Source organism: Eubacterium sp. SB2 (assembly GCF_001244405.1).
GTDB classification, from domain to species: Bacteria; Bacillota; Clostridia; order Lachnospirales; family Lachnospiraceae; genus Faecalicatena; species Faecalicatena contortus_B.
This window is the reverse complement of the sequence record NZ_LN865152.1, coordinates 195,806-216,068: the sequence shown is the minus strand read 5'-3', so window position 1 is coordinate 216,068 and position 20,263 is coordinate 195,806. Positions and strand designations below refer to the sequence as shown.

The following is a 20,263-nucleotide window of genomic DNA, read 5'->3' as shown; positions in this document are numbered from 1 at the left end:
AAGGACGCAGTAAAGGAGAGATTATGGGATTATTGAGATTTAGCTTTCGATCAGAGATTTTAAGCCTGCACACGAATGTTACGGTCACATTTCCATCGGAAAATATGACCTATTACCCTCTCACTGAACCGAAACGGGAAGAAGGTGTGGCTGCCAGGCGGCGGTGGGAATACCGGGAGGGCATGAAACTGCAGACCGTTTACCTGCTCCACGGAGGCGGAGACGATGATACCTGTGTGGTACGGAAATCAAATATAGAAAGATATGCGGAAGAAAACTGTGTGATGACGGTAACGGCGCAGGTAAATGACAGTTTTTTTATGGATACACAGTATGGCTACAAATATTTTACTTTTATGACAGAGGAACTTCCCAAGGTCATTCAGACGATGTTTCCATCTTCTCCAAAACGGGAAGATAACTTCGCAGTGGGGCTGGCCATGGGCGGGAACGGTTCCCTGGCACTTGGGTTAAAACGCCCGGATTTGTACCGGGCCTGCGTGGATCTGTCGGGCGGGATTGGATGCAGCGTGGATACGGATGCATTTGTTGAACAGGTGCGGACGCTGGAAATGCGGAGAATGCAGGCCGCCTTCGGAGACCCGGACCGGTTAAGAGACAGTGAGTATGATCTGGGCGGATATGTAAAAAGACACCTTGCAGAAGGGACAGAACTGCCGGAAATATTTATCGCTGTGGGGGAAAATGACTTTATCCGGGATGTTGTGAGGCGCGACAGAGATGCCCTGGCTAAACTGGGCGTCAGCTTCCATTATGAGGAGGCGCCGGGCTATACCCACGACTGGAATTTCTGGGATCCTTATCTGAAAAAGGCCCTGGACGAATGGCTGCCGCTTCGGAAAGCGCCGATCTATGCAGAATAAGGTATACCCAAAGGGCATCCCGTAACACATGCCCTGCGGGCAGGTCTGCAGCACAGCTGCAGAATAAGGTATACCCAAAGGGCACCCCGTAATTCATGCCCTGCGGGCGGATCCGCAGTAAACTGCGGAATAAAGTATAGGAAAGGAAAAAGGTTAAATATGAGTGTAACGACAAAAATAAAGCTTCTGGCGGGAATCCCGGATGACGACAATCGTGAATATCTGCCGGAACGCTTGAAGGAGAGCGAGATTGTTGTCAATGAGAATGGGAACAACTCCCAGGTTTATCCGGCAAATCTTAAGGAAATGAAGGCCTGCCTGATCGACGATGAGGATGATACCTGGTATGAATATGTACCGGACAGTTATGATCCTTCCAGGAAGACGCCCCTGGTTTTTTCCATGCACGGCGGGATTATGACGGGGTGGGCACAGTGCATCTATACTTCATGGTCGCTCGTGGCGGACAGAGAGGGATTTATTGTGGTTTACCCAAATGCGCACCGGCGCAGATTCTGGCAGATCGAGTGTGAAAGAAGATTATTTGAAGAGCTGTCCGCGCCCAATGAGGAAGGGATCTACATGCATGATTTTCCGGATGACATCAGCCGAAATAATGATGTCAGGATGGTCTTTGAGCTGCTGGAGATCATGAAAAAGAAATACAATATTGATGAAGAACGGATCTATATGCAGGGCATGTCCCTTGGAAATGCAATGACGGCGATGATGGCAAGACATTATGGGGATCACTTTGCGGCAATGGCGGGTTCTGCGGGGCCGAGCACCATAGGCCTTTTATTTGATGAACACGGCAGCCCGGTCAATGATGCCGGTCCGCTCACAGTCTGGCAGGCCAGAATGGAATTTGACCAGTCGCCGCCGGGCAGCACAGACACTGTGGAAGACGTGGTGGCTAAAAACAGAGAATACTGGCTGAGAATCAATGAATGCGTGGGACTGCCGGAGCTAAAGATAGAAGGGGAAAATAATTTTGCGTTTTACAGGGGGAAGAAGGCGGATTATGTCTTCCGCGACGTGAAGAACCGGGATCACGGACAGACATTTGACGAGGCTGAGCTTGTATGGGACTACCTCTTTTCCGGCTCAAAAAGAAAAGCAGATGGAACAATCGAATATATGGAACCGATCTGTAAGAGAGAGGGGGACGAGTATTGCTTTGCAGCCGCACCGGACTGTGCATACGCCTGGGTTCATGGGAAAAAGATGAAAATGCCCGCAAAGTCTGTGATGTGGCAAAAATTAAAATACCACGGGTTGCAGGGAAAGGCAAAAGTAAGGGGAGAATACTGCATGATTCCGGCATCATTTATTGCAGAAATCATGGGGGCTTCTTATGTAGAAAAAAACGGCCGGGCGGAAATGGCATTAAAAGACGGCCGGATCATTCAGATTGCCAGGGGCTGCATGGGCTGTACAGTTGATAACCGGGTACGCACTATGCTGTGTGAGCCCATTGAGAGGTACGGCATGCTGTATATTTCGGCGGAATGGTTCTGGAAAGATATCCTCAACCAGCACGTTTCGGTATGCAGCCAGGTGATGTATGCGACAGACCATTACGCGCTGCTATCGGTAAATATGGCAAGGCTGATCAGAGATCTGCTGAAGGACTAAACCGGAACAGTTCAGACAAGCCTGGAATGTTACAATAAAACGGACAGCAGGAGGAAAGGAGAGCGGAGATGAGTTTACAAGTAAATGACAGAATGTTATTCCCGCAGGGAAAAAGAAAGGCGTTCACACTGAGCTACGACGACGGAATCACACAGGACAGAAGGTTGGTTGAATTGTTCAACCAATATCATGTAAAGGCAACGTTTAACCTGAATCCAGGCCTGTTTGGAAGAAAGGGCACAGTTGCCGCAGGAAAAAAGGAAGTGCCCCATGTGAAGGTGGACGCACAGGAAGCGGCAGTACTCTATAAGGGGCATGAGACAGCGGCCCATGGCCAGTATCATGAGTGTCTGACAGGCATGGATACTGCAAGGTGCGTAGAAGAGATACTGGAAAGCAGAAAAGCACTTGAGATCCTGTACCAAAAAACAGTGACCGGTTATGCCTATGCATTCGGCGCTTATGATGAAGTGGTGATAAAGGCTCTTGAAGCTTCGGGAATTACATATGCACGGACGATAGATTCTACTCATAAATTTGATATTCCTGAAAATTTTCTTACCTGGAATCCGACCTGCCATCACGACGATGATAAAATATGGGATCTGGCAGAGGCGTTTTTATCCGATAGAATGTACTTTAACCTTCTGACTCCCGCAAAGCTGTTCTATGTGTGGGGACACAGCTATGAATTCGACCAGAATGATAACTGGGGGCATATTGAAAACTTTATTGAAAATATAGCCGGGCACGAAGACGTGTGGTATGCGTCAAACGGCGAGATCAGGGAATATGTACAGTCATACCGGAGGCTGGTATTTTCAGTGGATGGAAAGACGGTATATAATCCTTCCTCAGTCTGTGTCTGCCTGGGCGGGACATTTACAAAGGATTTTGTTGAAGTTCCGGCGGGACAGACGGCCATACTGATTCCGCCGGTGGAAATGTAAGCTTACCCGCAGCTGTTCAGGATAGAACTATGGATATGCTGTACAGGCCATTCAAAGACGTAGAAGATACGATTGCATATGAAAATGATTTGGGTAAAGGAGAAACATATGGGATTTTTTAGCACGGACAATAAGGCAATGCAGCTGTTGGATACATTTTTTGATTATCTTCAGTTACTTTTATTTACGCTCGTTTTTTCGATTCCGATTGTTACGATCGGACCGGCGATGACAGCTAAGCATTATACCGCCATGAAGATAGCCAGAAAGGAATCGCCGAATGTGATGCAGTCTTTTCTGAAATCATTTAAGGAGAACCTGAAACAGGGAATTCTGCTGGAACTCATATTGCTGACTGCGGCGGCTGTTTTAGCGGCAGACTGGTATATCGTCTGGCACCTGGATCTGGGACTGCTCTCCTATGTACTGTTGTCGGTTATTGTGGTTGTTACGCTTATGGCTGCCATCATAGGTGAGTATTCATTTGCTTTGCTGGCCCGGTTTAATGCCGGCACACTTCATGTTTTAAAGTGTGCCCTGATGATCGGGACCGGGAAGTTTGGCGTCAGCCTGCTTCTTGTGCTGTGCAATATCGCGGTGATCTGTGCATGTTTTATATGGTATCTGTATGCGGTTTTCATTTGGCTTATAGCAGGGGCGTTGGTACTGAGCATAAAAAGCCATCTGCTTGTTATGGTTTTCAGTAAATTTGAAGAGTAGTTTGTAACAGTCCAGGTCTTTCTGAACGGTTACAGTGAATTTGCTGCCCATCACGGGATGGGTAAGAAAATAGTTGAACGGAGGATATTATGGATCATATGATAGAGGTTTTAAAAAAAGCAGAAAACGGAAACATTCCGGAAGCAGGAACGGACATTCCACACGGCGATATGCCCGGAGATCAGGTATGCATTGGGCCGGACCATATCAGAAAGTCAAAAGTCATTTTTGCAGAACTGCTGAAAATACTTCCGGATGTCATTGAAAGCAGTAAAAGCGGTAAGGCGGTTATCTCAGTCTGCGGCGGTTCCGGGGTTGGTAAATCAGAGATTGCATCGCTGCTTTCCTGGTATTTGAATCAGCTGGGGATTGGGAGTTATACGCTTTCGGGAGATAATTATCCGAGGCGCATTCCAAAATATAACGATGCGGAAAGGCTCCGTATCTTCAGACAGTCGGGCGTAAAGGCACTGGCCAGTGCAGATATGCTGGATGAGGAGGTATATTCTGCGCTTCGCAGTCTTCAGGAAAAAGACGATGATGCGAATCAGGAATATCTCAATCAGTACCCTTGGTTCAAGACATATCTGGACGGAGCAGTTTTGGGATTGAAAGGGTATCTTGGAACAAAGCATGAGATAGATTTTGACGAGATATCGGAGATTGTAAGGCAGTTTAAAATGGGCGCAGAAAATATCTGGCTCAAAAGAATGGGGAGAACAGAGTGCGACTTGTGGTATGAAAAAGTTGATTTCAGAGCAATCCATGTCTTAGTAATCGAATGGACCCACGGAAACAGTGACTATTATGAGGGCGTTGATATTCCTGTTTTATTAAACAGTACGCCGGAAGAAACGCTCGCCCACAGACGCAGCAGAAACAGGGACGGTAAGACCGACAGTCCGTTTACTATGCGGGTTTTGGAAATTGAACAGCAGATGCTGGACGCACAGGCGCATAAGGCGAAAATCATCATTTCTAAACCCGGAAGTCTGATAACCTATGAAGAATTGAGGGGAGGAGAAAGATGAAGAATATAAGTACAAATAACGCCCCAATGCTGAATGCTTATCCGGACAGCATGGGCGGGACACTGGCAGATATCATCGGTATTTTAAGAAAACCGGAATTTGAAGATACATTTCGTTCCTTTTATATTCTTCCAAGTCTGTTTCATACGGACCTGGACAGGGGATTTTCTGTGATCAGTTACGACCTGAACGATCAGCTCGCAAAACTTGAGGATCTCGAAGAGCTTGGCCAGATGGGCGTAGACCTGAAGCTGGACTTTATTCTAAACCATGCCTCCGTACTTTCAGAACAATTTCAGGATATTCTTAAAAACGGAGAGAATTCAGGCTACAGGGATTTCTTCATTGACTGGAACCAGTTTTGGGATGGTTATGGGGAGATGACGCCGGAAGGTTATATCCAGCCAAAGGAAGAATACATAAAGAATATGTTCTTTAGAAAGCCGGGCCTTCCGATTCTGATGGTTCGTTTTCCGGATGGGAAAAATGTTCCTTATTGGAACACGTTTTATCAGGAGGTCAGGTATCCTGCTTTAGATGCGCAGGATATTATGAAGGCAGCCGGCATGCAGTATTACGCGGCAGACGAAATCGTGCATCTGGTTCAGGAAGGTCTTGAGACGGGAAAGAAGCCCGGAGAAATTGAATTTGGAAAGTACGCCCCATATAAGGAGGCGGTTGTGGAGTACATGGAATCCAACAGGAAATATCTGGGCCAGATGGATTTAAATATCAAGTCACCGCTGGTATGGGATTTTTACGATGCGGTCTTAAAACAGCTATCCGGATACGGTGCAAAAATTATAAGGCTTGATGCGTTTGCCTATGCCCCCAAGGAACCGGGGGAGAAAAACTTCTTAAACGAACCCGGCACTTGGGACGTTTTAAAAAAAGTGCAGGAATTGGCAGATAAACATGGCCTGTCACTTTTGCCTGAGATTCATGCAAGCTATGGGGAAAAGAATTATGAAGTGATTTCCTCAAAGGGATATTTGACCTATGATTTCTTTCTGCCGGGCCTGATCATCGATGCCTTAGAGAATGCGGACGGCACAGTCTTGAAAACATGGGCGGATGAGATCATTCAAAAGAAGATAAAAACAGTAAATATGCTTGGATGCCATGACGGAATACCGCTGTTGGATCTAAAAGGGCTGATTCCGGAGGAGCGCATTCAAAAGCTAATTGACGTTGTAGTTGCAAGAGGCGGAATGGTAAAAGACCTTCATGGGCAGAAAAATATTTATTATCAGGTAAATTCCACCTATTACAGCGCATTAGGGGAAAACGACAGGAAAATGCTCATGGCCCGCGCGCTGCAGCTGTTTATGCCCGGTAAGCCACAGATCTGGTACCTGGATCTGTTTGCAGGGAAGAACGACCATGAGGCAGTGAAGAAAGCCGGTGCAGCCGGCCATAAGGAAATTAACAGAACCAATTTATCAACCGAACAGATGGAGCAGGCGCTGCACAAGGAAGTCGTCAGGAAACAGCTTGATATGCTGCGCTTCAGAACCCGTTTTCCGGCTTTTTCCTTTGATTCCGAGATCTCTGTTGACGTACAGGGAAGCTGCATGACATTTGAGTGGAAGAAAGCGGGTTATACCGCGGTGTTAAAGGCGGATCTGTGGGACATGTCCTATGAAATAAAAGGAACGGCCCCCAATGGGGAAATCCTGGAAGAATAGAGAGGCGGGAGAGTTATGGAGAAGTATACATACCATGATGTAAATCGGAGAGGGACCATAAAACGGATCGAGTATCTGACCACGAATCAAGAGGGGGAATCAAGGGAGAAATATGCGAATCTGTATCTGCCCTATGGCTATGATGAAATGGATTGGAGCAAAAAGTACAATATCCTCTATGTGATGCACGGCGGGGGAGGCAATCCCGATGCATGGCTGGACTGCTGCAAGATAAAAAATATGCTGGATTACGTGATTGATTCAAAGAAAATCGATCCTCTTATCGTTGTTTTTCCATCATTTTATAAGGAAAAAACAGGCCGGATAGGAGAGCCGGTGCGGGAGGTGGAACGCGGTCACGTCCAATTCTTCCAGACGGAATTACTAGAGGATTTGCTGCCGGCGGTTGAAGGGTCATGCAACACCTATGCCGACGACATCACCAAAGAGGCCTTTCGGGCTTCCAGGATGCACCGGGGATTCTGTGGGTTTTCGATGGGCGCTGCGACAACGTGGTATGCGTTTACCAGGAATATGGATTATTTTGCCTACTACGTGCCTCTTAGCGGGGACTGCTGGGAAGTTGAGGGGCAGGGCGGTTTGACGAAGCCGGAGGAAACAGCCGCCTTACTGCATGAACATGCCGACCGGTCCGGGTATGGCACCGATGAATACTTTATTTATACTGCAACCGGCACAAAAGATATCGCATTTGAGGCGCTGAATAACCAGGTAAACGCCATGAGGAGGTATCCGGATACTTTTGTGGAGGATGAAGACCTGCATAAGGGGAATTTCCACTATCTGCTCGCGGAGGATGAGGTGCATGCATATGAGGCGGTGTATCACTATCTGTATCATTTTCTGCCCTATTTGTTTGAACGGTAAATTGTTTAGTCAGATAAAGGAAAGGGGAAGACATGTTAAAGATTGGTATTTTAGGGACAGGTTCCATTGCCCGTAAGATGGCTGCAACAATATCGGAGATGGAATCGGCGTGCGTTTATGGAGCTGCATCCAGAGAGGAAGGGCGCGCTCATAAATTTGCGCAGGAATACAAGATTGAAAAAGCCTATGACGGGTATGAAAGTATGGTAAATGATCCGGACATAGATCTGATCTATATTGCTACGCCGCATACACTTCATTATGAGCACATAAAATTATGCCTGGAAAACAGAAAACATGTGTTGTGCGAAAAACCATTTACGGTAAATGCGGGGCAGGCAGAGGAAATGTTTGAAATGGCTGATAAAAAGGGCTGTTTTGTTACAGAAGCAATGTGGACAAGATACATGCCTTCCAGAAAAATGATTGAGAGTATGATCGGTGAGGGAAGCATTGGAGAAATCCAATCACTTACGGCCAATTTAGGCTATCCGCTGCTGGGAGTCCAAAGGCTGACAGATCCCCGGCTTGCCGGGGGCGCACTCCTGGATCTGGGGATCTATCTGATTCATTTTGCAAGGATGATATTTGGCACTGAAATCAAAAATGTCCAGGCATCATGCGTCTTACATGAGAATGGAGTTGACATGTCGGACAGCATTACTCTGGAATTTGAGGGCGGAAGAATGGCTGTGCTTCACAGCGGCATTGGTTCCGTGTTTAACCGGAAGGGGGTGCTGTTCGGAGAAAAGGGATATATGGAAATAACAAATGTCAATAATCCTGAGAATGTAGAGGTGTATGACCAGAGAGACCGGTTGATAGGGCAGAAGCTCCCGCCTGTGCAGATTACAGGACTGGAATATGAAGTGGAAAGCTGCTGCAGGGCAATCCAAAACGGGTGGAAAGAATGTCCGGAATTGCCCCATGAAGAGACAGTGGATGTTTTGAAGATGATGGATGATATGAGGAAGGGATGGAGGATGAGATATTAAGAAACCGGACGTTTGTATTTGCAGATTATTGGCATTCAAGATAAACTTTTGATGGAATCCTGCGCGATAAGTGTTATAATATTCTTATAATTTATAAGAAAAGGCGGGGATGAATTATGAAAAAGAAAGTTCTTGTATTATTAGTTACATTATCCATGACAATTGGTAATGTTTTGCCGGTTTATGCCATGGACGAAACAGAAGTAAAACAGGCGCAGGAAACAAATGAATTTGAAACAACGGATTATGAGGCACAGGAATCTTTTGACATTGAGACAGAGGCTGTTACAACCATTGATGCCACTGAATATGCTGAAAATAAGCAATGCCAGGAACTTGCTGATCGGTTGGGGGCAACCTGGGAAGAATGGGAGCCATATGATGGTGACCGCTATATCAAAAATGGTTTTTCTATGGAATTTAAAGATGTACCCGAAACAACTCTAGGAACTATGATCAGCATGGAATGCGAAGATGAGTCGGTCAGCATGTATGGGATCAAAGTGGGAACTACATTTAATGAGGTGAAAAGTGCAATGAAAAATTGCGGCTGGCCACCATTTGCGAATTATAATTCCGGAGAATCCGGAAAATCTATTTTCTATCTAAAGGATTTTGATGGGGGAAGATATTATTTCCAGATTGAATTCTCAAGAGAAGATATTGTTACTAATTGGTTTTGGCTTAACTGGCCACAAGGAAATCTTGTTGATGAACCATTTAATGACGTAGTGTCACATAGACATGCGGAAGGTGGGAAGGGTGATTGGTATTACGATTACGTTTTATATGTGTATCAACGATATATTATGACGGGATTAAATGAAACATATTTCGGAGCATCGGAAACCCTTTCGAGAGCGCAATTTGCAACTATCTTATACCGTATGGAAGGAGAACCAAAAGTTGATTATGCGGCTGTTTTCCCAGATGTTCCGGATGGTTTGTTTTACTCAAATGCGGTTATCTGGGCAAATAGTGTTGGTATAGTAACTGGTTACGACGATGGATGTTTTGGTCCTTCAGACGATATTAACAGAGAACAAATGGCAGCAATGATGTATCGATATGCAAAGTATAAAGGCTATAACTCCGATAATTCCGGTGATTTGAGTAGTTATCCGGACAAAGATCAGATAAGCAAATTTGCAAAAGAGCCTGTAAAATGGGCAGTTGGAACAGGGCTTATTTCGGGTGACCAGGGGAAAATAAATCCTCAAACGAACGCAAGCAGAGCTGTATGCGCTACGATTATAACCAGATTTCTCCAAAAGTTTGGGCAATAATACCAATTCTTTAAGGTACGCTTACACTTAGAAAGCATTACTGTTTGCCAAAGCCTTGCCACTCTACCGTTTCCATCAACAAATGGATGAATAAAGTCAAATTCATAGTGAAAAACAGCGGATTTAATTAATGTATGCTACAAAACCCAGCATACAGTTTGTGATCTGATACGGGGAATATAATTTTCCATGTAGTTCCTCTATCTTACTTATTATCATACTTATTATCTTGCTATTTTTTAGAGAGATTCCACATTAGATAAGATGAACGGGGAGGTCGGAACGGTGAATAAATGGGGAACAGACGAATATTCGCCGTTCCCCATAATAGTGGACCTGGCGGGAATCGAACCCGCGTCCAAAAACCTATCCCATGTACTTCTACTATCATAGTCAGTTCTTTTTCATTCCCTCTGCCGTACGGGAACTAACACCCTTACGGTTTCAGTAGCTTCATGATACGCCTAACAGCTCAAAGCTTTGCTGATATCGTTTCCCACATAGTCGGTGCCAGATTCCCAGGGTGCGGGTGCCCCGGGGCTGACATGCAGCATTTAGGCTGCAGCTAATTCGAAATTATCGTTAGCGTTTAATTTTAAGTTTGCGATTTGACGCATCAGCCTGCGGATAGCTTCTCCATCTTCAAGATCCCTGTCGAAACCAGTACAAGCCCTTGTATTAGATGTGGGCAGAAAAGAAAGTTCTTGTATATTCTGCCGCATATCTATTCTATAAAAAAGAAGCTTTAAAGTCAAGGCATTCAGAAAAGTTTACATTTTTTTCAAATCGGGAGTTAGTGACGCGCTTTAGTGGCGGCACGGATGGGGACGCTCCATGAAGGGATCGCCGAAAGCCTCCCGGAGAACATCCATGTCCTTTCAAAAACGCGGCCGCGGACCTAAGAAATTCTAGGCGGGAAACAGCCCTGAAAATGGAGCACCACTGACACATCACGAGAAATCCGATGATTTCTCGCGCTGGGTCAGCTGATTTTTGGATTCGGAATCCAAAAATCTCTCCATTTTCAGGGCTGTTTCCCACCAAGAATTTCTAAGGTCCGCTTTGAGCGTTTTTGAAAGGACATGGATGTTCTCCGGGAGGCTTTCGGCGATCCCTTCATGGAGCTGGCGTATCCAACCGGCGGGAAAAGGACACGTTCCTAAGGTGGGGCCTCAAACGGGGGCAGCGTATGGATATAGAATTGGTGGTACTTTTATGTCCCAGTAGGTGTACAAAAGCAATGGGACACGGTTCCAGTATCAAAATAATTCAATACACTATGCGGTTTTGTTTTTGGTCTTATTTTATATACCTCTTATTTATACAGCAGGCTATTTCTGTAGTATTCAGTATATGGAAAAGAATGTAAATGCCTACTAATCATACAGGAAATACGCTGCTATTGAAATTTTACATAAATTTTTCTATGATATACTGGTTTCTTTCCCCGATTTCTGTGATAATATATATCCAAGGGCATTCCATAATTGATATTCTGCGGACGTTTTAAAGCAGGACTATTTTATTTTTACCGGGAGATTAGACGAATTGTAAAAGCCTGAAGTGCACCGGTCTTCGCCGCTCGCGGGATGTGGAATGTTTCTGCCGGAGGGGGAATACATAAAAATTAATAGGAAAAGAGGTTTTTGCTATGCCAACAACGTATGCACACTATAGATTTGGAAAGGATGTTATTAGTGCCCTTCCCAGGCCGCTTGAAAAAGCGGTGGAAAATAACAGGGAATTATTTGATATCGGCCTTCACGGACCGGATATTTTGTTTTATTACAAAGCCTTGAAGTCTAATCCGGTGAGCGGGCAGGGATACGCGCTGCACGATAAGATGGCGGATCAGTTTTTCAGCCATGCCGCTGAGATTATTTCAAGAACCGATGACAGTGCGGCGGCCAGGGCTTATATGTATGGGTTTATCTGCCATTTTGCACTGGACAGTGAGTGCCATAAGTACATTGAAAAGATGATACAGGTCAGCGGGATCAGCCATTCCGAAATAGAGATGGAATTTGACCGGTATCTCCTGACCGGAGACCATATAAATCCGGTGACGTATTTTTCTGCAAAACACATTCACCCGACGATGGAAAATGCAAAGGTAATCGCGCCATTTTTTGAGGATCTGTCTGCTGATACCGTAAAAAAGGCGCTGAGCTCCATGATTACTTACCATAAGCTCCTGCTTGCGCCCGGACAGAAAAAGAGAAAACTGGTTTTTGGCGCTATGAAGGTAATGGGAAAATACGATTCTATGCACGGAATGGTTATGAGTGAGGAGGCAAATCCGCAGTGTGAAAAATATTGTCTGCTGCTGAAAAAACTATATGCAGGAGCTGTGCCGCTGGCTGCAGACTTGATCATTAAGTTCCAAAAAGTCCTGTTCCAGGATGCGGAACTTCCGGTAAGATTCCATGAGACATTCGGCGCAGGTGAAGACTGGAAGGAACTGCCGTTGTAGGACCAGGGCCAAACGGATATACAAGGAATGAGCAGTTATAAATATGAGTGAGAGAAAGTGATAAAAGGGGGAAATCTATGAAATTTAAAATGACGGCCTTGGAGAAGAAATGGGTTTTGTATGATGTGGGCAACTCCGCATTTACCATGCTGGTAGCCACCATATTTCCAATCTACTTCAACCATTTGGCAGATATTGCGGGAATATCTTCTGTCAATTATCTGGCGTACTGGGGATATGCAACCTCTATCTGCACCCTGTTTGTAGCGGTTCTTGGGCCGACACTGGGGGCGGTTGCGGATACGAAGAATTATAAGAAAGTGATATTTTCAGTCTTCCTTGGAGTGGGCGTGATCGGCTGTATCGTCCTGGGCTTTTTGTCTTCCTGGATCTGGTTTCTGGGAGTATTTGTGCTGACAAAAACGGGATATTCTTCCAGCCTGATCTTTTATGATGCCATGCTGACGGATGTTACTGAACCTGAAAGGATGGATGTCGTATCTTCCCAGGGATTTGCCTGGGGCTATATCGGAAGCTGCATTCCTTTTGTTGCCAGCCTGGGAGTAGTGCTGGGCGGCGGAAAACTGGGGATTGGCATGCAGACATCCATGGTAATCGCATTTCTGATTACATCTGTCTGGTGGCTGCTGTCGGCTGTACCGCTGCTGCGTTCTTATAAGCAGAAGTATTTTGTGGAGACAACGCAGCATGTGGTCAGGAACAGTTTCAGACGACTTGGCAGTACTTTTAAAGAAATTGCCAGGGAAAAGCATGTCCTGTTCTTTTTGCTGGCCTTTTTCTTCTATATAGATGGGGTTTATACAGTCATTGATATGGCCACTGCCTACGGGCAGGCACTCGGTCTGGACAGTACGGGATTGCTGCTTGCGCTGTTGCTGACACAGATCGTCGCATTTCCCTGCGTTCTTATCTTCAGCAGGCTGTCAAAAAAACTGGCTTCCACAACAATTATTACGATATGTATTGCCGCCTATTTTTGTATAGCGCTGTATGCATACGGTTTAGATACTCAGCTTGACTTCTGGATACTGGCGGTTCTGGTGGGAATGTTCCAGGGGACGATCCAGGCGCTTTCCCGGTCTTATTTTGCTAAGATTATCCCGGCAGAAAAGTCCGGTGAATATTTCGGGATTTATGATATCTGTGGAAAGGGCGCCTCCATCTTCGGCACGGCATTCGTATCCGTACTGAGCCAGATTACCGGTAATGTAAATATAGGAGTCAGCGCGCTGTCTGTTTTTTTCCTTGTGGGCTTCATCCTTTTCAGAAAGGCCGTGAAAGCTGCAAAAGCTGTAAAATAGATATCCGAAAAAGCAGCGGGCTGCCTGATTATGACAGGCAGCCCCGTTTTTTTACCATAAAATTTAGCAATAAATTAATTGTGAAATTAGTAAGAATTCCATCATTTTCTCATATGAACGTGATATAATGTTAAACAGACTGGGCAGGCCTGAATGCGGGATTACCTGCCTCCGGGGTGTGAGTGCGGCCGCACTGCCGCATCAGGAATATGCAGCTGACGAGGAGATGCTAAGATGAAGGATTTTGTAAAATTGGAAGATATTACAAAGATTTATAAGATGGGAGAAGTTGAGATCCGTGCGGTGGACGGAATAGATTTTGCGATTGAGAAGGGGGAATTTGTCATTATTGTGGGCCCCAGCGGCGCCGGTAAGACAACGGTGCTGAATATCCTGGGTGGTATGGACACTGCCACAGGAGGAAAGATCACGGTGGACGGAGCGGATATCACGAGCTGTAATGCAAGGCAGCTGACCAGCTACCGCCGCAATGATATTGGATTCGTGTTCCAGTTCTATAATCTGGTCCCCAATCTGACGGCGTTGGAGAATGTAGAGCTTGCGCTTCAGATCTGCAAAAATCCCCTGGACGCCAGGGAGGTGTTGGAGGAAGTTGGGCTGGGAGACCGGTTGGACAATTTCCCGGCACAGCTGTCCGGGGGAGAGCAGCAGCGTGTATCCATTGCCAGGGCGCTGGCTAAGAATCCAAAGCTTCTGCTGTGCGATGAGCCAACCGGAGCTCTGGACTATAATACGGGCAAATCAATCTTAAAACTGCTCCAGGACATGTGCAGGGAGCGGGGCATGACGGTCATCGTCATCACACATAATTCAGCGCTGGCGCCGATGGCAGACCGGCTGATCCGCATTAAGAACGGAAAAGTATCCGGCATGGAACAGAATCCCAATCCGGTATCAATTGACCAAATAGAATGGTAGGGCATGCATATGAGCAGGAAAGCACTTAGAAAAGATTTTTACATGGAGATCCGCAGAAGCCTGGGCCGGTTTCTTTCGATATTCTTCATAGTGGCAATCGGGGTTGCGTTTTTCTCGGGCATCCGCTCTGCGGAACCGGATATGCGTCTTTCAGGGGACGCATATTTTGACAGGCAGAACCTGATGGATATTAAGGTGGTCAGCACTCTGGGCCTAACAGACGACGACCTGAAAGCCCTGGAGAAGGTGGACGGTATTGAGCACGTGGAGGCCGGCTATTCGGCAGATGCTCTTTGTTCGGTGAATGACAGCAAAAAGGTGGTACATATTTCTTCGCTGCTGCCGTCCATGAATCAACTGGTAGTGGAGGAAGGGCGGCTGCCAAAAGCAGCGGACGAGTGTGTTGTAGACATAGACTTTCTGACGGGGAGCGGATACGAGGTCGGCGATAAGATTACGTTTTTATCAGGGACAGAGGATAAGATCACCGATACACTAAAGACGGATACCTACACCATTGTGGGGACGGTCAGCAGCCCGTGCTATATCTCTTTTCATCGCGGCAGCAGCACGATCGGCACCGGTTCTGTCAGCGGGTTTGTCAGCGTTTTACCGGACAGCTTTGATCTGGATGTGTATACGGAGATGTATGCTGCTGTGGACGGGGCAAAAGAGCTGACAGCGTTCACGGATGAATATGATGACCATATAGACACTGTTATAGATGAAGTGGAGAAGATCCGCAAAACAAGAGAGGACGCCCGGTATCAGGAGATTGTAGATGAGGCTGAGAATAAGCTCAACGATGCAAAAAAAGAGCTGGAAGATGCGAAAACCGAGGCAGATCAAAAATTAAACGATGCAAAAGCAAAGCTGGATGACGGCAGAAACCAGCTGGAGAATGCAAAGGCGGAGATATCCAACGGCTATGCACAGCTGGAGGATTCACGCAGCCAGCTGATCCAGAAACAAGATGAGATCAACCAGGGGTACGAGGACCTGAACGCGCAGGTCGAAGTGCTGAATGGCAAGGTAGAGGAACTGAACCAGGTGAAGGCCCAGTATGATGCACTTGCATCAAGCGGGCTGACCGATGAGCAGACCCAATATACACTGCAGGTGATGTACGCCAAGATTACGGAAGGAGATGCCCAGATCGAGGCGGCCCGCGCCCAGCTCGACGAGGCAAAGGGGCAGTTGGATTCCGGACAGCAGCAGATCAATGACGGCTGGGCACAGATAGAACAGGCACAGTCTGACCTGGCGGCAGGAGAGAGCGAACTTGCATCAAAAGAGCAGGAACTGAACGATGCACAGGCAGAGTACGAGGATGCTAAATCCGAAGCAGATACGAAGATAAAAGACGGCGAGAAAAAAATCAAGGATGCCGAGAAGGATATCAGCAAGATTGAGCATGCCAAGTGGTATATTTATGACAGAAGCACTCTGACCGAATACACAAGCTACGGGGAAAATGCAGACCGTATGAAGGCCATTGGGGAGGTGTTTCCGGTACTGTTCTTCCTTGTGGCGGCACTGATCAGCCTGACGACCATGACGCGTATGGTGGAAGAGCAGAGAACCCAGATCGGAACATTAAAGGCGCTTGGCTATGAACGACATTCTATTGCGGGCAAATATATCGGTTATGCATGTCTTGCAACTGTGAGCGGGAGCGCATTTGGAATCCTGGTCGGAGAGAAGATACTGCCCTATATTATCATTACAGCCTATGGAATTATGTATCAGCACATGGATACCGTACTGACCCCATACAACATGTATTACGGTATGGCGGCATCACTTGCGGCCCTGGCATGCACACTGCTTGCTACGATTTTCTCCTGTTTTCATGAGTTGAGGGAACAGGCGGCGGAGCTGATGCGCCCGCCCACACCAAAGCAGGGCAAGCGGGTGTTTTTGGAGAGGATTCCGTTTTTATGGAAGCGGCTAAGCTTTATCTGGAAGGCGACTGTGCGGAATCTGATCAGATATAAGAAACGGTTTTTCATGACCGTATTCGGAATCGGAGGCTGCATGGCTCTGCTTCTGGTCGGATTTGGGCTGAAGGATTCAATCTTTGACATCGCGGTGCTCCAGTATGGAGAGATCCAGCTTTATGATGGAAATGTTATATTGGAAGAGGATGCTTCCGCGGATGAAAAAGAGGAAACGTATAATAAACTGGCATCCGATAAACGGGTGGATGACACGGCAGAGAACTTCCTCCAGCAGGTTGAAGTTACACATGGAAAGACAACGAAAGATGTGTATTTGAATGTGCCGAAGGATTTGGATAAGTTCTCCAAATTTGTCATCTTTAAAAACCGTATAACGGATGAACACTATAAGCTGGACAATACCGGAGCGATTATATCCGAAAAAACGGCAAAGATGCTGGATGCAGGCGTGGGTGATACGGTCAGCATAAAAGACGATGTGAAGGGTGAACTTCAGGTTAAGATTGCGCAGATATGTGAAAACTATATCGGACATTATATTTATTTGACACCTGACCTTTATAAACAACTGTATGGAGAAGCGCCGGAGTATAACTCCATCTATTATACGATGAAAGAGGGCAGGATGGATGAGCTTGAAAAAGTTGGGGAGTCCATTCTGGAGACAAAAGGCGCTCTGAGCATCAGCTATACGAACAATATGCAGCAGCAGCTGGATGACATGCTGGGCAGCCTGGATATTGTGCTGGTGGTGCTTGTTATATCGGCGGGAATGCTGGCATTTGTAGTTCTGTACAATCTGAATAATATCAACATTACAGAACGAAAGCGGGAACTGGCCACACTGAAAGTTCTCGGGTTTTTTGACAATGAGGTATCGGCCTATGTTTACCGTGAAAATATAATCCTGACGGTAGTCGGTTCTGCAGTGGGCATATTGCTTGGTAGGATACTGCATCAGTTTGTCATTGTGACTGTGGAGATTGATTCTGCTATGTTCGGAAGAAATATTGACTTTAGCAGTTATGTGTACAGTTTTCTGATTACCATGGGATTCTCTCTCTTTGTAAACGGAGTGATGTATTTCAAGCTGAAACGGATCGATATGGTGGAATCTCTGAAGAGCGTGGAATAAAAGCGGATGACGGGGAAAAGTGCCCGAAAAGCCCGCAAATTCACAGTTTCATCAAATTTACCTGTTATGATACAAAAAAGGAATAAGAACGGGAAAAAGAACAGATAGGAGACGATTAAAATGGAGAAAATCAAAGTTTTAGTTGTGGATGATGAAAGCAGGATGCGCAAGCTCGTAAAGGATTTCCTGACGAGAGAAGGATATATGGTACTTGAGGCGGGCGACGGCATGGAGGCTATGGATTTATTTTATGAAGATAAGGATATCTCGCTGGTGATTCTGGATGTCATGATGCCGAAGATGGATGGCTGGCAGGTATGCCGGGAGACCCGGGAACATTCCAAGGTTCCGATCATCATGCTGACGGCCCGCTCGGATGAGCGTGACGAACTCCAGGGGTTTGACCTGGGCGTGGACGAATATATATCCAAACCATTCAGCCCAAAGATCCTGGTGGCCAGAGTAGAAGCTATCCTCCGCAGAACACAGAGCACAGATTCCGGGGATGTCATGGATGCCGGCGGGATTGTGATTGACAGGGCTGCACATATTGTAAAGATCGGGGACAAAACCATTGATTTAAGCTACAAAGAGTTTGAGCTTTTGTCCTATTTTGTGGAGAATCAGGGAATTGCCCTGTCAAGAGAGAAGATACTGAACAATGTGTGGAATTACGATTATTTTGGGGATGCGCGTACCATAGATACCCATGTGAAGAAGCTGAGGAGCAAGCTGGGAGAGAAGGGCGACTATATTAAGACGATCTGGGGCATGGGATATAAGTTCGAGGTAGAAGGATGAAACAATCAATAAGACGGCAGATGATGGTTATCTTTGTCGGGTTGATTATATTTATACTTATTCTGCTCTTTGCGGTGAATTCAGGATTCCTGGCACAGTATTACACGGTGCACAAGCAGGCAGATCTGTTGAGTATGTACAATTCCATTGACAAAGAGATCCGCAGCGGGGAGATTAGCTCAAAGTCAGTGTATGAAAAACTCGTACGACAGACGGAGCGGACAAATATCGCGGCGCTCGTTATACAAAACGACGGGACACTTGTATTTTCGACCGTGTGGGACGGAAATGGCCCTCTCTATGTCAAGCTGCTGTCCTATTTGTTTGATAAAAGCCAGAACTCGAAAAAGGTTTTGAAAAATACGGATTACTATCAGATCTGCAAGACGAAAGATTTTACGAATCAGACAGAATATCTTGAGATTTGGGGTGAGTTCTCGGATGGTTCTCTTTTCATTATGCAGAGTCCATTGGAAAGTATCAGAGAGAGCGCCAGCCTGGCCAATAAGTTTCTTGTCTATATGGGGGTAATTGCAGTAATTCTGGGCGGGATTCTCGTATGCTTTTTTTCCCGAAAGATTACGGAGCCGATCAAAGAACTGGCAGTACTGTCCCAGCGTATGGCGAGGCTGGATTTTGAGGCAAAATATACAAGCGGCGGTGATAATGAGATTGGGGTGCTGGGCAGGAACTTCAATATTATGTCCTCACGTCTGGAGAAGACGATATCGGAGCTGAAGAGCGCAAATAACCAGCTGCAGAAAGATATAGAGCAGAAAGACAGACTGGAGGACATGCGCAACGAGTTCCTGGGAAATGTTTCCCATGAGCTGAAGACTCCCATCGCTCTGATCCAGGGTTACGCGGAGGGGCTGAAAGAAGGGGTCAACGAAGATCCCGAAAGCCGGGAGTTCTACTGTGATGTCATCATGGATGAAGCCGCGAAGATGAACCAGATGGTGAAAAATCTTCTGATTCTGAACCAACTGGAATTCGGCTCTCAGGAACTGGAATTCGAACGCTTTGATATTGTCGGGCTGATACAGGGAGTACTCTCAAGCTGCGAGATACTGATTCTGCAGGCAGGGGCTTCCGTAGACTTTATCGCGGATGAGAAGGTATACGTCTGGGCGGATGAATTCAAGACGGAACAGGTAGTCAGAAATTATTTAACCAATGCGATCCATCATGTGGATAACGAAAAGCGTATCGAAATCCGGGTAATATCCAGGGGAAGAACGGTAAGGGTATCTGTATTCAACAGCGGTAACCCCATACCGGAAGAAGATCTGCATAAGCTGTGGGATAAGTTTTATAAAGTGGACAAGGCTCATACCCGGGAATACGGCGGGAATGGAATTGGCCTGTCTATCGTAAAAGCGATAATGGAGTCCTTCCACCAGGACTACGGCGTGAATAATTTTGAAAACGGCGTCGAATTCTGGTTTGAGCTGGATATGGAGTGCGCAGAGAGCACAAACTCGCCGGATTCGGAGACGATGTCTTTATTGGCCGCGCCTGAAAAACATGATCAATCATGATCAGTAACAGT

General features: G+C 46.3%; 16 protein-coding genes and 1 other RNA gene. 15 read left to right on the top strand and 2 right to left on the bottom strand.

Annotation, left to right across the window (positions count from 1 at the left end):
- Positions 1-23: 23 nt before the first annotated feature.
- The 9 genes from BN1938_RS08545 (at position 24) to BN1938_RS08505 (ending at position 10,080) form a co-directional block, all read left to right on the top strand.
- Positions 24-884, top strand: coding sequence for an alpha/beta hydrolase (locus tag BN1938_RS08545; protein ID WP_050640192.1), 861 nt, complete (start codon positions 24-26; stop codon positions 882-884).
- Between the two features lie 159 nt (positions 885-1,043).
- On the top strand, positions 1,044-2,522 hold the full coding sequence (locus tag BN1938_RS08540) for a PHB depolymerase family esterase (RefSeq protein WP_050640191.1): 1,479 nt from the start codon (positions 1,044-1,046) through the stop codon (positions 2,520-2,522).
- 68 nt (positions 2,523-2,590) lie between these two features.
- Complete coding sequence (locus BN1938_RS08535) at positions 2,591-3,472, top strand: polysaccharide deacetylase family protein (protein ID WP_050640190.1); 882 nt, start codon at positions 2,591-2,593, stop codon at positions 3,470-3,472.
- 108 nt (positions 3,473-3,580) lie between these two features.
- The gene (locus tag BN1938_RS08530) at positions 3,581-4,192 is read left to right on the top strand and encodes a DUF624 domain-containing protein (protein WP_050640189.1); all 612 of its coding nucleotides are present in this window, start codon (positions 3,581-3,583) and stop codon (positions 4,190-4,192) included.
- An 89-nt stretch (positions 4,193-4,281) separates the two neighbouring features.
- Positions 4,282-5,223 (top strand): nucleoside/nucleotide kinase family protein, encoded by a 942-nt coding sequence (locus BN1938_RS08525; RefSeq protein WP_330581553.1) that lies wholly within the window; start codon positions 4,282-4,284, stop codon positions 5,221-5,223.
- Positions 5,220-6,911 (top strand): alpha-amylase family protein, encoded by a 1,692-nt coding sequence (locus BN1938_RS08520; protein ID WP_050640188.1) that lies wholly within the window; start codon positions 5,220-5,222, stop codon positions 6,909-6,911. Before BN1938_RS08525 ends, BN1938_RS08520 begins: the two co-directional genes overlap by 4 nt.
- 15 nt (positions 6,912-6,926) lie before the next feature.
- Complete coding sequence (locus BN1938_RS08515) at positions 6,927-7,799, top strand: alpha/beta hydrolase (RefSeq protein WP_050640187.1); 873 nt, start codon at positions 6,927-6,929, stop codon at positions 7,797-7,799.
- Between the two features lie 32 nt (positions 7,800-7,831).
- Positions 7,832-8,794 (top strand): Gfo/Idh/MocA family protein, encoded by a 963-nt coding sequence (locus BN1938_RS08510; protein ID WP_050640186.1) that lies wholly within the window; start codon positions 7,832-7,834, stop codon positions 8,792-8,794.
- Positions 8,795-8,910: 116 nt separating this feature from the next.
- Positions 8,911-10,080, top strand: coding sequence for an S-layer homology domain-containing protein (locus BN1938_RS08505; protein ID WP_050640185.1), 1,170 nt, complete (start codon positions 8,911-8,913; stop codon positions 10,078-10,080).
- Here BN1938_RS08505 and BN1938_RS24195 read toward each other — a convergent pair.
- Positions 10,011-10,208: a Fic family protein gene (locus BN1938_RS24195; RefSeq protein ID WP_082202913.1), complete on the bottom strand. Its 198-nt coding sequence runs from the start codon at positions 10,206-10,208 to the stop codon at positions 10,011-10,013. The two genes, BN1938_RS08505 and BN1938_RS24195, sit on opposite strands and share 70 nt — an antisense overlap.
- A gap of 200 nt (positions 10,209-10,408) precedes the next feature.
- Positions 10,409-10,753, bottom strand: a transfer-messenger RNA (tmRNA) gene (ssrA, locus tag BN1938_RS23040).
- A gap of 978 nt (positions 10,754-11,731) precedes the next feature.
- Here ssrA and BN1938_RS08500 point away from each other — a divergent pair.
- The 6 genes from BN1938_RS08500 (at position 11,732) to BN1938_RS08475 (ending at position 20,252) form a co-directional block, all read left to right on the top strand.
- Positions 11,732-12,553 carry a zinc dependent phospholipase C family protein gene (locus tag BN1938_RS08500; RefSeq protein WP_050640184.1) on the top strand — a complete coding sequence of 274 codons (822 nt, stop codon included), beginning with the start codon at positions 11,732-11,734 and terminating at the stop codon, positions 12,551-12,553.
- Positions 12,554-12,630: 77 nt separating this feature from the next.
- On the top strand, positions 12,631-13,875 hold the full coding sequence (locus tag BN1938_RS08495; protein WP_050640183.1) for an MFS transporter: 1,245 nt from the start codon (positions 12,631-12,633) through the stop codon (positions 13,873-13,875).
- Positions 13,876-14,109: 234 nt separating this feature from the next.
- Entirely contained in the window at positions 14,110-14,814 is a 705-nt protein-coding gene (locus tag BN1938_RS08490) for an ABC transporter ATP-binding protein (RefSeq protein WP_050640182.1), read from the top strand.
- 9 nt (positions 14,815-14,823) lie between these two features.
- Positions 14,824-17,910, top strand: a complete 3,087-nt coding sequence (locus BN1938_RS08485; RefSeq protein WP_050640850.1) for an ABC transporter permease — start codon at positions 14,824-14,826, stop codon at positions 17,908-17,910.
- 120 nt (positions 17,911-18,030) lie between these two features.
- Positions 18,031-18,711: a response regulator transcription factor gene (locus tag BN1938_RS08480; protein WP_050640181.1), complete on the top strand. Its 681-nt coding sequence runs from the start codon at positions 18,031-18,033 to the stop codon at positions 18,709-18,711.
- Complete coding sequence (locus tag BN1938_RS08475; protein ID WP_050640180.1) at positions 18,708-20,252, top strand: sensor histidine kinase; 1,545 nt, start codon at positions 18,708-18,710, stop codon at positions 20,250-20,252. The genes BN1938_RS08480 and BN1938_RS08475 overlap by 4 nt, the downstream gene beginning before the upstream one ends.
- The last annotated feature ends 11 nt before the right edge of the window (positions 20,253-20,263 follow it).